Genomic DNA, 14,248 nt, shown 5'->3' on the forward strand with positions numbered 1-14,248 from the left:
GCGGAATCGACGCCTCAGCGGTCGGCCAGAACCATGTTCAGCAGATACTGGCCGTAGGTGCTCTTGCCGAGCGCAACGCCGAGACGCTCCAGCGCGGCGGCGTCGATGAAGCCCATGAGATAGGCGACTTCCTCGGGGCAGCAGATCTTCAGCCCCTGCCGCTTCTCGAAGGTGCGTACGAATTCCGAAGCTTCGATCAGGCTGTCCGGCGTGCCCGTGTCCAGCCAGGCATAGCCGCGACCCATCTTCTCGACATGCAGCGCACCGCGTTCGAGATAGGCGCTGTTGACGTCGGTGATTTCCAGTTCGCCACGCGCCGAGGGCTTGAGGTCGGCCGCGATGTCGACAACCGCCTCGTCATAGAAATAGAGCCCGGTAACCGCCCAGTTCGATTTCGGCTCCTTCGGCTTTTCCTCGATCGAGACGGCCTTCCGGTCGCGGTCGAAGGCGACCACGCCATACCGCTCGGGATCCTGGACGTGGTAGGCGAACACGGTCGCGCCAAGGGTCCGGGCTCGCGCGTCGGCCAGCAGTCCCGTCAGTCCATGGCCGAAGAAGATGTTGTCGCCGAGGATCAGAGCCGAGCGCGAGCCGGCAACGAAATCGGCGCCGATCCGATAGGCCTGAGCCAGGCCTTCCGGCGCCGCCTGTTCGGCATAGGAAAGCGCGATGCCCCATTGCGAACCGTCGCCGAGCAGGGCCTGGAATTTCGGCAGGTCCTGCGGCGTCGAGATGATCAGGATGTCGCGAATGCCGGCCAGCATCAGCGTCGACAATGGGTAATAGATCATCGGCTTGTCGTAGATCGGCAGCAATTGCTTGCTGGTGACCAGCGTCATCGGATGCAGCCGTGTTCCGGCGCCGCCGGCGAGAACGATGCCCTTCATGCCGCGCTCCGATCGGAATCGAGGATGGCGTCGACGGCGACGCCGAGGCTTTGCGGCCAGCCGGCCAAGCGAACGCCGAAGACCTGCTCCGCCCGCGTACAATCGAGCCGGGAATCGCGCGGCCGCGCCGCCGGGGCGATATAGGCATCGCCCGAGATTTTGCCGAGCGCTGGCACCTTGCGCCCGGCCGCGGAAAGCCGCGCCATGACGCCGGCGGCGAGATCGAACCAGCTTGCCTCGGCGTTGCCGGCAAGGTGGAAGACACCGCCAGACGCCCCCCTCGCCTTCGCGGCGATCGTCAGAAGGCCATCGGCGAGATCGGCAGCCAAGGTCGGATTGCCATAGCGGTCCGCGACGATGTCGAGGTTTTCACGCTCGCCCGCGAGGCGGATCATGGTGCGGACGAAATTGCCGCCATCAGCGCCATAGACCCAGCCGGTGCGGAAGATAAGCGCGTCGGGATTTTCGGCCAGAACCTGGCGTTCGCCCTCGAGCTTGGTGTGGCCATAGACCCCGAGCGGATGGGTCGCGTCCACCTCGACATACGGCGCGCGCTTCTCGCCGTCGAAGACGTAGTCGGTCGAGACATGCAGAAACGGCAGACCGAGCTTGCGCGCGCCGGCAGCGAGCTGCGCCGCGCCGTCGCGGTTGATGGCCATGGCGAGTTCCGCCTCGCTCTCGGCACGGTCGACCGCCGTATAGGCGGCCGCGTTGAGGACCAGGTCGGGCGCGAAGCCCTCGATGAGCGCAGCGGCGCCGTCAGGATCAGCCAGATCCAGAACCGGCCGGCCGAAGGTTTCGACAAGATGCCCATGGGCCGCCCCCCGCGCTTTCAAGGCGCGCGCCAGCTGGCCGCTCGAACCGGCGACGAAGATCCGCATCAAGGAGCGCCTTCGAGCAGGCCGAGCCGCTGGCCGCGATAGACGCCGCTGCGGATCGGCTCCCACCAGTCGCGCCGGTCGAGATACCAGTCGACCGTCCTCTCGATGCCGCTGTCGAAGCTTTCCGCCGCCTGCCAGCCCAGCTCCGCCTCGGCCTTGGTCGGGTCGATGGCGTAGCGCTGGTCATGGCCCGGACGGTCGGCGACGAATTCGATCAGTTCGGCGTGCGGCTTACCCCCGCGACGCTGGTCGAGGATCGCGCAGATGCTTTGCACCACCTCGAGATTGGCCCGCTCGTTGCGGCCGCCGATATTGTAGCTCTCGCCCGGGGAACCGCGGGTCAGCGCCAGGAACAGAGCGCGGGCATGGTCCTCGACATGCAGCCAGTCGCGAACGTTCGAGCCATCGCCATAAACGCGGATCGGCGCCCCCTCGATGGCGTTCAGAATGACCAGCGGGATCAGCTTTTCCGGGAAATGGTAGGGCCCGTAATTGTTCGAGCAGTTGGAGATCAGCGCCGGCAGGCCATAGGTGCGCTGCCAGGCCCGGACCAGATGGTCGGACGCCGCCTTGCTGGCCGAATAGGGCGAAGACGGATCATAAGGCGAGGCCTCGTGGAACAGCCCGCTCGGGCCAAGCGTGCCGAAAACCTCGTCGGTCGAGACATGCAGGAAGCGGAACGCCGCCCGCTTCTCGGCGCCGAGCCGGTCCTGATAGGCCCGCACCGCCTCCAGCAGCGTCGCCGTACCCATGATGTTGGTCTGCAGAAAAGCACCGGGGCTGCCGATCGAGCGGTCGACATGGCTTTCGGCGGCTAGATGGATCACGCCGTCCGGCTCATACCGGCGGAAGACATCGGCCATGGCCACGGGGTCGCAGATGTCGGCGCGGACGAAAGTGTAGAGCGGATCGTCGGCGATCGGGGCCAGCGAGGCGAGGTTCGCGGCATAGGTGAGCTTGTCGACATTGACAACGCCCACGCCGAGTTCGCCGACCAGATGCCGGCACAAGGCCGATCCGATGAACCCGGCGCCGCCGGTAACAAGAACGCGCATAGGAAACGTGCCACCCTGTTGGAAGCGCCAAGCCTAGCGCTTCAACATGGCATCGCAAAGGCGTGATCGCCCCGTGAAGGACCGGGGCCTCAGATCGAGACGGGGATCGCGCGCTTTTCCCGGACCGATTGCAGCGCCGCGTCCGCCAGCACCAGCGCCTTCCAGCCATCCTCGCCCGAGGGCGTCGCCGGTCCGCCATCCTTGACGGCGGCGATGAAGGCGGCGATCTCGTTGCGATAGGCCTCGGTGTAGCGGGTCATGAAGAAGTTGAGCAGCGGCTCGCGGCGATAGCCGTCGCCATTGGCGATCTCGACATTGGTGGCGCGCAGATTGTCGGCGCTGACCAGCCCCTTCGAGCCATGCACCTCGATGCGCTGGTCGTAGCCATAGCTGGCGCGGCGCGAATTCGAGATCTGCGCGATGCGGCCGGATTTCGTCGTCAGCACGATGGAGGCACTATCGAAGTCGCCGAGCTTGCCAATCTCCGGATCGACCAGCACCGAGGCGGAGGCATAGACGCTGGCCGGCTCCTCGCCGAGCAGGAAGCGCGCCATGTCGAAATCATGGATCGTCATGTCGCGGAACAGACCGCCGGAACGGCTGATGTAATCGGCAGGCGGCGGACCGGGATCGCGCGAGGTGATCGACACCATCTCGATCTTGCCGATGGCGCCTTCGTCGATCTGGCGGCGCACCTCGATGAAGTTCGGATCAAAGCGGCGGTTGAAGCCGACCATGAGCAGCGCCTTCTCCGCCTTGACGACGGCGAGGCATTCCTTGACGCGGGTGACGTCGAGATCGATCGGCTTTTCGCAGAAGATCGCCTTCTTCGCGCGCGCCGCCTGTTCGATCATCGTGGCGTGGAGGTCGGTCGGTGTGGTGATCAGCACGGCGTCGATGTCGGACGCGTTCATGATCGCGTCGGCGTCGCGCACGTCCGCGCCGGTCGAGGCAGCCAGCGCCTTGGCCGCGTCCGGAAAGGCGTCGGCGACGGCAACCAGCGTCGCGCCGGCATTCGCGGCGATCGCGCCTGCATGCACCTTGCCGATACGCCCGGCGCCCAGAAGTCCCAGTCTCACGGTCATGTCAAAGTCCCTGAAAGCTCATGCGAAGTAGACGATCTGCCGCGCCGCCCCGACAAGGCGCGCGGCCTCTTGGGCAATTGGACTATTCCGGCACGTCCACCCAGCCTCGCACCTCATGCGAGCGAGCCATGGCGTGAACGGCGCGTTCGATCTGCAGACCCGTCGCGAATTCGATCAGATGCGCGGGCTCGCCGGCGATCCGGCGCATCAACTCGCGCGCCTCGATCACCTTAAGATCGTTGAAGCCGAGACCATGGCCGGGCGCCGGGATGAAGCGATCATAGGGCGGATGCGCGGTTCCCGTCAGAATGGTGCGAAAGCCCCGCTCAGCAACGGGACCGCGCGCCTGGAACAGTTGCAGCTCGTTCATGCGCTCCTGGTCGTAGAGCAGCGAGCCTTCCGAGCCGAAGATCTGGATGGCGATCCGGCCCTTGCGGCCCCAGGCGGAGCGATTGACCAGCAGACTGCCGGAAGCGCCGCTTTCAAGCCGGAACAGGATATTGGCGATGTCGTGCGTTTCGACCGCGCGGCTGCCGCCGGAGGCGAGCGGCCGTTCGGCATACGGCTTGGCCATGTCGACGACGACGCTCGTTATCCGTCCAACCAGCACAGAGAGCAGCGACAGCGGATGGACGGCGAAATCGTCGAGCGCGCCATAACCCGACGCCGCCTCGCTCTTCCAGCCGAACGGCGCGGCCGCATCGGCCATGAAGTCCTCGTCCATCTCGACACGGACGTGATTGACCATGCCGATCGCGCCCTGGCCGATCAGCCCGCTCATATGCCGGATGGCGGGGTTCTGGATATAGTTGTAGCCGAGCGCCGCCACCTTGCCCGAGGCTTCCGCCGCCTCCAGCATGGCGAGCGCATCGGCCTCCGACGTCGCCATCGGCTTCTCGCACCAGACATGCTTGCCCGCCTGGAGCGCGGCGATTGTCATCTCGGCATGAAACTGGTTCGGCGTCGTGATCGAGACGACATCGACTTCCGGATCCTCGACCACGGCGCGCCAATCACCGGACGCGCGGGCAAAGCCCAGTTCTGCTGCCTTTTGTGCGGCCAATGCCTCGTTGGCCTCGCCGAGATGCACCAGCCTCGGCCGCGCCACATCGCCGAAGGTCGGCGCGACGGCGTTCCAGGCCAGTGCGTGGCACTTGCCCATGTAGCCGGTGCCGATCAGGCCGATACCGAGGGATTTCATGCTGGTCATTTCCCGAGGATGAGAGAGGGTCTCTAGACGGTGCCGCCCAGTTCCGAGGAGAGGTCCGCAAGCTCCTTGCCGCCCGCCATCAGATTCTGCAATTCGTCCGCCGAGATCTCGCCGCGCGTCGCCGTGCCTAGGGTCCTGCCGCGGTTCAGCACCGTGAAGCGATCGCCGACGGCCATGGCATGGCGGACATTATGGGTGATGAAGACGACGCCAAGCCCGCGCTTGCGCACCATGTCGATATATTTGAGCACCATCGAGGTCTGGCGCACGCCAAGCGCCGAGGTCGGCTCGTCGAGGATCAGGACCTTGGCGCCGAAATAGACGGCCCGCGAGATGGCGACGCACTGACGCTCGCCGCCCGACAAGGTGCCGACGGCCTGGCCGGGATCGCGCACGTCGATGCCGATGCGCTTCATTTCTTCACGCGTGACCCGGTCGCAGAAGCCCATATCCATGAAGCGGAACGGCCAGATGCCCTTGACCGGCTCCCGGCCCATGAAAAAGTTCCGCGTCACCGACATCAGCGGGATCATGGCGAGGTCCTGGTAGACCGTGGCGATGCCGGCATCGAGCGCCTGGCGCGGACTAGTGAAATTGACCGGTTCGCCGTTGACGAACATCTCGCCCTTGGTCAGCCGGTGAACGCCCGACATGGTCTTGATGAAGGTCGACTTGCCGGCGCCGTTGTCGCCCAGCAGGCAATGAACCTCGCCGGCCTGGATCGATACCGACACGCCCGCCAGCGCAACGACGGAGCCGAAATGCTTCTCGATATCGCGCATTTCCAGGATAGGTGTCGTCATCACCGCTCTCCCGTCACGCGCTTGCGGATGATGTTGTTGAAGAACACCGCCATCAGAAGCATGCCGCCGAGGAAGACGAGATACCAGTCCTGGTCGATCGAGGTATAGGTGAGCCCGATCAGCACCATGCCGAAGATGATCGCCCCGATCGCAGCGCCGATGACCGAGCCATAGCCGCCGGTCAGCAGGCACCCGCCAATGACCGCCGCAATGATCGCTTCGAACTCCTTCTGGAAGCCGCGCCGGGCGTCCGTCGATCCGGCATCGAGCACGGTCAGGATCGCAACCAGCGCGGCGCAGCAGGCCGTCAGGACGAAGAGCGAAGTCTTGACGCGCCGCGTCGGAACACCGGAGTTTCGCGCCGCGTTCGCGTCGCCGCCCGAGGCAAAGATCCAGTTGCCATAACGGGTTCGCGCCAGCACCACCGCGGCGATGATCGCCAGGGCGACGAACCAGATGATCTCAACGGGCACGCCCGTGACCTTGGGTTGGCCGTTGGGAAACTTGGCGATCCAGTCATGCGCCGCGAGCCAGACGAACAGACCCTCGAACGCGTCGCCGGAGAAGAGATTGTAGAAGAACGCGTCGAGCGGAGTATCGGTCGCGGCCTCGCGTACGCCGCGCAGCTGCGTCGCGCCGCCGGTCGCCCATTTGAGGCCGACCAGCGAAAGCCCCCTCAACACGAAAAGAAACGCCAGCGTGACGATGAAACTGGGCAGGCCCGTATAGAGAACCAGCTGGCCGTTGAAGAAGCCGAAGGCAGCGGCGCAGGCAAACGTAATGACGATCGCCACGGGCAGCGGCAAGCCGAAGGTGACGACGCAGGCGGCGAAGATCAGGCCCGCAAAAGCCACCATCGAGCCGACCGAGAGGTCGAACTCACCGCCTACCATCAGCAGCGAGGCGCCGATCGCCAGGATGCCGAGCTGGGCTGCCGGCGCCATGAAATTCACGATGCCCGACAATTCGAACATCACCGGATTGGCGATGCCAATGAAGAAGACCGTGACGATGACAAGCCCGAGGACGGCGCCGAGCTCGGGCCGCCGCAGGATGCGGGTAACGACCGAGGCGGGCCGGATGCGTTCGTCTGGGATCAGTTCGGTCGGGCTGCTGCGGTCGGTCATGGTCGCTCCCGCTGGCGCGCACGTCTGCATTCACGCAGATCGCTTGAGAACGCCGGCTCGTTTTCGAAAGGTGTTCATCCGGCACGCCCGAGCGAAACCGGGCGGCCAACAAGCTTGATGCGCGCCGGCCCTCGGGCCCGCGCGCATCCGGCCAGATTGCGGCTAGCGAATGCCCTTGGACGAGAGCTCGATGACCTTGGCGGCCGAGTCCTTGGTCACGAGATTGGGGCCCGAGGGGACGTCGCCGCCCGGCATCAGACCATATTTGCTGTGCAGCGCCAGGAAGGCGACCGGCAGGTAGCCCTGCAGGAACTGCTGCTGATCGATGGCAAAGGCTGCCTTGCCGTCGGCGATGGCCTGCAGGAGACCCGACGACAGGTCGAAGCTGGCGACATGGACCTTGCCGTCCATCCCGGATTCGCCGACCGCGGCGACAGAGGGCTCACCGGCGAGCGAGGCGTTCAGCGTCAGGATCGTGTCGATCGCGGTATCGGAGGCAAGCGCCGCCTTCACCTTGGCCTTCACGTCGGCGGGATCGTTCGAGGTCGGCAGGACGGTGACGGCGCCAAAGCCATCGGTGAAGCCCTTGCAACGAACGTCGAGGGAGACATTGCCAACCTCGTGGTTGACGCAAATTCCCTTCTTGCCGCCCATTTCCTTCAGCTTCGCGCCGGCGGCCTTGCCGGCATCATATTCGCTCTGCCCGACATGCAGCAGCGCGCCGAGCTTCTTCGAGACATCGGAGCCCGAGTTCATCGAGATGACGGGAATGCCGGCCGCAACGGCCTTCTGGATCGACGGCCCGAGCGCATCCGCATCCGGGATCGAGACGACGAGGCCCTCCGGCTTCTGGTTGACGGCCGCATCGATCAGCTGCGCCATCGCGACCATGTCGAAGGTTTCCGGCGCGCGGTAGTCGACCTTGACGCCTAGATCCTTGCCGGCCTCGGTGACACCGTTCTTGACCACCGACCAGAACGGATCCGACGCCTGGCCGTGGCTGACAACGATGATATCGGCATGCGCGGCGACGGCGGAGACGGCAAGAGCCGTGGCCGCGAGCATTGCCTTCAATTTCATCTTCATGACATTCCTCCCGAGAATGAAAAAATGCGAGAATCCGGCCGTTTTTGCTGCTCTGTGATTTCGCCGCATCGATATTCCGGAATAAATGAACCCTCATATCCGATGCCGGAATATTCATTCCATCAACCCGGATGCGCGTCAAGAGTTGATTTTCGCGCCGAAGTCGGAGAAAGCTGCGCGAATGCGTAGGAAAGAACCGCGATCATGACCCTCGACGACAATGACGCCCTGCCGCCCCGCGATTTCTGGAGCCTGCGCAATCTGATGGTGAGCCGGAAGGAGACGCTGCCGAAGCGCCTCGCTCAGGTCGCCATCTACGCCGTCGCCAATCCCGACGATGTCGCCTTCGGCACGGCGGCCAGCATCGCCGAAAAGGCCGAGGTCCAGCCCTCGACGCTGGTGCGCTTCGCCCAGGCCTTTGGCTATCAGGGCTTTTCCGACCTGCAGGCCGTATTCCAGGACCGGCTGCGCGACCGCACCTCCAACTACTCCGAACGCCTGTCGTCGCTGCGCTCGCATGTCGCCGGCGACAGCAAGTCGGCCACGCTTTTTGCCGGGTTTTGCAAGGCAGCGGAACGGTCGGTAGGCTCGCTCCGCGAGCGCGTGCAGGTCGAGCAGATCGACGAGGCGGCAGCCCTGCTCGCCCGCGCCGAGACGATCTATCTGATCGGCCAGCGCCGCTCCTTCCCCGTCACCTCCTATATGAGCTACGCCTTCGGCAAGCTCGGCGTGAAGTCGGTTCTGGTCGGCTCGGCCCAGGGCAACGACCCGGAAACGCTCTCCTTCGCCACGCCGCGCGACGCCGCGATCGCCATCTCCTTCACGCCCTATGCCTCGGCGACGCTCAATTACGCGCGCCAGATCAACGAGGGCGGCACGCCGCTGGTGGTCATCACCGACAGCCCGTTCAGCCCGCTGATCCCCAAGATCGGCGTCTGGTTCGAAGTGGTCGAGGCCGACTACGAAGGCTTCCGCTCGCTCTCCGCCTCCATGGCGCTCGCCATGACGCTGACCGTCGCCGTCGCCGAAGCACGTCGCAGTTGACGGTTCGAATATTCCATATTGACGAAATCGCAGAATTTTTGTTTCACTTCCCCGCGTAAGTCAGGGTGCGTCGCGGCCGTTTTCTGGTAACGGCCCGTAACCCCCTCGTTAACCGGGACGGAGATTGCGATGACCCAGGCTCGTGGGGGCGACACGCCGGCCCGACCGCTCGACGTGATCACCATCGGGCGATCCTCGGTCGACCTCTACGGCCAGCAGATCGTCTCCCGCCTCGAGGACATCACCTCCTTCGCCAAGTCGGTCGGCGGCTGCCCGTCCAACATCGCGATCGGCACGGCCCGGCTCGGCCTGAAGTCGGCGGTCATCACCCGCGTCGGCGACGAGCAGATGGGTCGCTTCATCCGCGAGCAGATGATGCGCGAGGGCGTGGCGACCAACGGCATCGCCACCGACCCCGACCGGCTGACGGCGCTGGTGCTGCTCGCCGTCGAGGATGAGGGCGTCTCGCCGATGATCTTCTACCGCACCGATTGCGCCGACATGGCGCTGTCGGAGGCGGATATCGACGAGGCCTTCATCGCCTCGGCCGAGGCGATCGTCGTCACCGGCACGCATTTCTCACGCGAGAACAGCGACAAGGCGCAGCGCAAGGCGATCCGGATCGCCAAGGCGCATGGCGGCAAGGTCGTGTTCGACATCGACTACCGCCCCAATCTCTGGGGCCTCGCCGGCCATGGCGACGGCTTCGCCCGCTATGTGAAATCTGACCGCGTCTCCGAGCAGCTGAAGTCGATCCTGCGGGATTGCGACCTGATCGTCGGCACCGAGGAGGAAATCCGCATCGCGTCCGGCGCCGATGATGTGCTCGGTGCGCTGAAGACGATCCGGGCGCTGTCCCAGGCGACCATCGTGCTGAAGCGCGGCGCCATGGGCTGCATCGTCTATGAGGGCGCGATCCCCGACGATCTAGAACAGGGCATCGTCGGCAAGGGCTTTCCGATCGAGGTCTATAACGTCCTCGGCGCCGGCGACGCTTTCATGTCCGGCTTCCTGCGCGGCTGGCTGAAGGGCGAGGCGCTGGAAACCGCCGCCACCTGGGCCAATGCCTGCGGCGCCTTCGCGGTGTCGCGGCTGCTCTGCTCGCCGGAATATCCGACCTGGGCCGAGCTTTCCTGGTTCCTCGAGCATGGCAGTTCGCACCGCGCTTTGCGCAAGGACGCGGCGCTCAACCATCTGCACTGGGCCACCACGCGCCGCAAGCAACCTGAGACCCTGATGGCGCTGGCGATCGACCATCGCTCGCAGCTGGAGGCGGTGGCCGACCGGCTGAACGTGCCGCGGGAAAAAATCGAGGGCATCAAGGCGCTGGCGGTCGAAGCGGCGGCGCGGGTCGCCAAGGGGCGGCCAGGCTTCGGCATGCTGCTCGATTCCACCTATGGCCAGAAGGCGTTTCCGCGCGCCGCCGAACACGGTTTCTGGATCGGCCGGCCGGTCGAGAGACCCGGCTCGCGCCCGCTCGACTTCGACCATATGGCCGATCTCGGCAGCCACCTGGCCGAATGGCCGATCGGCCACACGATCAAGTGCCTCTGCTTCTATCATCCTGACGACAGCGCAGAACTGAAGGCGAAGCAGGAGCGCGAATTGCTGCGCGTCGCCGACGCGGCGCGGACCGTGGGCCGCGAACTTCTGATCGAGATCATCGCCGGAAAGCATGGCGCGCTGACCGAGACCACCGTGTCGTCGATCCTCGCCCGGCTCTACGAGCTCGGCATCAAGCCGGACTGGTGGAAGCTGGAGCCGCAGACGAGCCCGGCCGCGTGGCGCGCCATCGAACAGGTGATTGCAGCCCACGATCCGCTCTGCCGGGGCATCGTGCTGCTCGGGCTGGAGGCGCCGGAAAGCGAGCTGGTCGCCGCCTTCCGCATCGCCGCCGCGACGCCTCTGGTCAAGGGTTTTGCTGTCGGCCGGACGATCTTCGCGGAAGCCGCGGAAGGCTGGCTTTCCGGCCACATCGACGACGAGGCGGCGGTGGCCGACATGGCGACCCGCTTCGGCAAGCTGGTGGCAGCCTGGGAATCGACGCGGCAGCCGGAGGTGGCGTGAGGTTCTTTTTTGGAGGGCCGCCAGGGTCCCCCCCACTCGGTCGTCATTCCCGCGAAGGCGGGGAGCCGGCAGCCTCGGCGTCTGAAGTGAGGACTGGAATGGAAGAATGGATCCCTGCTTTCGCAGGGATGACGGAAGGATGGAAAAGCGGGCGGAGCTGACTGAGGAGGGTGGACGAGAAGCACTCAACACCCTCCGTCGTCATCCCTGCGAAAGCAGGGACCCATGCGGCGGCGCCCACGCGTCTGAAGAGAGGACAAGAATGGAAGAGTGGAAGAGTGGATCCCTGCTTTCGCAGGGATGACGGAGAGGATGGTAAGGCGGGCGGAGCCTGACTGCCGAGGGTGGACGAGAAGGACTCAACACCCTCGGTCGTCATCCCTGCGAAAGCAGGGATCCATCCATCCGCGGCCTCGGGCGTCTCGCGTGGCGGCCAACCCCGCTGAATGGATCCCGGGTCTTCGCCCGGGATGACGGCGAGGGTGGGAATGCGGGCGGTGCGATGCGGGCGCGAGGGAAGATCTTCACCTCTCCCATGGGGAGAGGTCGGAGCGAAACTCCGGGTGAGGGGCTGCGATCTCACGGGTAAGGGCTGAACCCCTCACCCGCCGGCCCGCGGCCGTCGACCTCTCCCTGAGGGAGAGGTGAAGAAGGCGAGGCTCCGTCTCTCGCGGCGACAGCCGTGAGAGACTAGCTTGAAGAACAAGGGAGACCGTCCCAGACGACCGGGGCGGAGCGCGACAAAAATGGGCGAGGAAACAGCCTGATGACCACCATCCGTCTCACCATGGCGCAAGCGCTGACGCGTTATCTCGCCAGCCAGAAGACCATCATCGACGGCAAGACCGTGCCGATCTTCGCCGGCGTCTGGGCGATCTTCGGCCATGGCAATGTCGCCGCGATCGGCGAGGCGCTCTATCAGCATCGCGACGCGCTGCCGACCTTCCGCGCCCATAACGAGCAGGCGATGGCGCATGCCGCCATCGCCTATGCCAAGGCGAGCTTCCGCCGCCGCATGATGGCGGTGACCAGCTCGATCGGCCCCGGCGCCACCAACCTGGTGACCGCCTGCGCCATGGCGCATGTGAACCGCCTGCCCGTCCTGTTCCTGCCCGGCGACATCTTCGCCAACCGGCGGCCCGACCCGGTGCTGCAGCAGGTCGAGGATTTCGCCGACGGCACGGTCTCGGTCAATGACGTGTTCCGCCCGATCTCGCGCTATTTCGACCGCATCACCCGGCCCGAGCAGATCCTCGCTGCCCTGCCCCGCGCCATGGCCGTTCTGACCGACCCGGCCGATTGCGGCCCGGTGACGCTGTCGCTCTGCCAGGACGTGCAGGCAGAGGCCTATGACTATCCGGAAGCCTTCTTTGACGAGAAGGTCTGGACGCAGCGCCGGCCACGACCTTCCGACGACGAACTGGCCGCCGCGGTCGCAGCTTTGCGCACGGCGCGGAAGCCGCTGATCATCGCCGGCGGCGGCGTGCTCTACTCCGGCGCGACGGAGACGCTCGCCAACTTCGCCGAAGCGCATGGCATTCCCGTCGCCGAGACGCAGGCGGGCAAATCCTCGCTGCCGGCCGACCATCCGCTCAACATGGGCTCGATCGGCGTCACAGGCACCTCCGCCGCCAACGAGCTGGCGCGGGACGCCGACGTCATCCTCGCAGTCGGCACCAGGCTGCAGGATTTCACCACCGGCTCCTGGTCGCTGTTCCAGAACGGCAAGACGATCATCGGCCTCAACACGCAGGTGTTCGACGCGACCAAGCATCGGGCGCTGCCGCTGGTCGCCGACGCGCAAGCGGGCCTTCGCGAGATCGGATTGCAGCTCGAAGCGCTGAGCGCCCCGGAAGACTGGACGGAGCGCGCAGCAGAGGGGCGCAACCTCTGGTTCCGCGCGGCCGACAAGGCGACCGCCGCCACCAATGCGGCGCTTCCCTCGGACGGCCAGGTGATCGGCGCGGTGCAGCGGGCGCTCGGATCCGGCGCGACGGTGGTCTGCGCCGCCGGCGGCCTGCCGGGAGAGTTGCACAAGCTCTGGCAGGCGGGCGCGCCCGGCTCCTACCATCTCGAATATGGTTATTCGACCATGGGCTACGAGATCGCCGGCGGGCTCGGCGTCAAGATGGCGAAGCCGGACCAGGAAGTCGTCGTCATGGTTGGCGACGGCTCCTATCTGATGATGAATTCCGAGATCGCCACCTCGGTCATGCTGGGGCTGCGGCTCACCATCGTCGTGCTCGACAATGCCGGTTATGGCTGCATCAACCGGCTGCAGATGGCCACCGGCGGCGCCAACTTCAACAATCTGCTCAAGGACGCCCGGCACGACGTCCTGCCGTCGATCGATTTCGCCGCGCATGCGGCGAGCCTCGGCGCGATCGCGACCAAGGTCGCCTCGATCGCCGAACTGGAAGCGGGCCTCGCCGCCGCGGTGACGAACGACCGCACGACAGTGCTGGTCATCGACACCGACCCGCTGGTGACGACCGAGGAAGGCGGCAACTGGTGGGACGTCGCCGTCCCGGAAGTCAGTCCGCGGCCCCAGGTGAACGCGGCGCGCAAGGAATACGAGAAGGCGATGCAGGCGCAGCGGGTGGTGGATTGACGTTCGCCCTCTCCGTCCCGTGCCCCTCCGTCCCCTGCTCCGGCGTCATCCCCGCGAAGGCGGGGATCCATTCAGCCTCCCAAGGCAGTCGGCTGAATGGATCCCGGGTCAAGCCCGGGATGACGGCGAGTGTCTTGAGCTTCGCTCGAGGCAAGAGTTGAAGCCGAAAGCGTTGCGGGATGATCGGAGACGGTCCGGGATGACGGGAGCGTAGGCACAATGGAACAACAACCTCGGTCGTCATCCCTGCGAAAGCAGGGATCCATCCACCCGCCAGCCGCCCGGCGGAGATATGGATCCCGGGTCGCGCTTCGCTTGCCCGGGATGACGGGCGGAGGGAAGCTTGAATGGGATGAACGAGATCCCTCACCTCTCCCTGAGGGAGAGGTGAA

11 protein-coding genes are annotated in these 14,248 nt (G+C 65.6%); 3 read left to right on the top strand and 8 right to left on the bottom strand.

The window, feature by feature from the left end; all coding sequences use genetic code 11:
* Nucleotides 1–14 precede the first annotated feature (14 nt).
* The 8 genes from rfbA to ABIE08_RS09460 all read right to left on the bottom strand — a co-directional run bounded on the left by rfbA (nt 15) and on the right by ABIE08_RS09460 (nt 8,134).
* The gene (gene rfbA, locus ABIE08_RS09425) at nt 15–887 is read right to left on the bottom strand and encodes a glucose-1-phosphate thymidylyltransferase RfbA (RefSeq protein WP_354550498.1); all 873 of its coding nucleotides are present in this window, start codon (nt 885–887) and stop codon (nt 15–17) included.
* Nucleotides 884–1,768: a dTDP-4-dehydrorhamnose reductase gene (rfbD, locus tag ABIE08_RS09430; RefSeq protein ID WP_354550500.1), complete on the bottom strand. Its 885-nt coding sequence runs from the start codon at nt 1,766–1,768 to the stop codon at nt 884–886. Before rfbD ends, rfbA begins: the two co-directional genes overlap by 4 nt.
* Nucleotides 1,768–2,823: a dTDP-glucose 4,6-dehydratase gene (rfbB, locus tag ABIE08_RS09435; protein ID WP_354550502.1), complete on the bottom strand. Its 1,056-nt coding sequence runs from the start codon at nt 2,821–2,823 to the stop codon at nt 1,768–1,770. Before rfbB ends, rfbD begins: the two co-directional genes overlap by 1 nt.
* 89 nt (nt 2,824–2,912) lie before the next feature.
* On the bottom strand, nt 2,913–3,908 hold the full coding sequence (gene iolG / locus ABIE08_RS09440) for an inositol 2-dehydrogenase (protein WP_354550504.1): 996 nt from the start codon (nt 3,906–3,908) through the stop codon (nt 2,913–2,915).
* Between the two features lie 82 nt (nt 3,909–3,990).
* Complete coding sequence (locus ABIE08_RS09445) at nt 3,991–5,109, bottom strand: Gfo/Idh/MocA family protein (protein ID WP_354550506.1); 1,119 nt, start codon at nt 5,107–5,109, stop codon at nt 3,991–3,993.
* Between the two features lie 32 nt (nt 5,110–5,141).
* Nucleotides 5,142–5,921, bottom strand: a complete 780-nt coding sequence (locus tag ABIE08_RS09450) for an ATP-binding cassette domain-containing protein (protein WP_354550507.1) — start codon at nt 5,919–5,921, stop codon at nt 5,142–5,144.
* Nucleotides 5,921–7,048, bottom strand: a complete 1,128-nt coding sequence (locus ABIE08_RS09455) for an ABC transporter permease (protein WP_354550509.1) — start codon at nt 7,046–7,048, stop codon at nt 5,921–5,923. Before ABIE08_RS09455 ends, ABIE08_RS09450 begins: the two co-directional genes overlap by 1 nt.
* A gap of 162 nt (nt 7,049–7,210) precedes the next feature.
* Nucleotides 7,211–8,134, bottom strand: coding sequence for a sugar ABC transporter substrate-binding protein (locus ABIE08_RS09460; protein ID WP_354550511.1), 924 nt, complete (start codon nt 8,132–8,134; stop codon nt 7,211–7,213).
* Between the two features lie 204 nt (nt 8,135–8,338).
* Between ABIE08_RS09460 and ABIE08_RS09465 the strand changes: the two genes are divergently transcribed.
* From ABIE08_RS09465 to iolD, 3 genes are all read left to right on the top strand, one after another.
* Nucleotides 8,339–9,178 carry a MurR/RpiR family transcriptional regulator gene (locus ABIE08_RS09465; RefSeq protein ID WP_354550513.1) on the top strand — a complete coding sequence of 280 codons (840 nt, stop codon included), beginning with the start codon at nt 8,339–8,341 and terminating at the stop codon, nt 9,176–9,178.
* Between the two features lie 129 nt (nt 9,179–9,307).
* The gene (locus ABIE08_RS09470; protein WP_354550515.1) at nt 9,308–11,245 is read left to right on the top strand and encodes a bifunctional 5-dehydro-2-deoxygluconokinase/5-dehydro-2-deoxyphosphogluconate aldolase; all 1,938 of its coding nucleotides are present in this window, start codon (nt 9,308–9,310) and stop codon (nt 11,243–11,245) included.
* Nucleotides 11,246–12,008: 763 nt separating this feature from the next.
* Nucleotides 12,009–13,856 carry a 3D-(3,5/4)-trihydroxycyclohexane-1,2-dione acylhydrolase (decyclizing) gene (gene iolD, locus ABIE08_RS09475; RefSeq protein ID WP_354551642.1) on the top strand — a complete coding sequence of 616 codons (1,848 nt, stop codon included), beginning with the start codon at nt 12,009–12,011 and terminating at the stop codon, nt 13,854–13,856.
* Nucleotides 13,857–14,248 lie beyond the last annotated feature (392 nt).

This window comes from Kaistia defluvii (assembly GCF_040548815.1).
In the GTDB taxonomy this organism is placed as follows: Bacteria; Pseudomonadota; Alphaproteobacteria; order Rhizobiales; family Kaistiaceae; genus Kaistia; species Kaistia defluvii_A.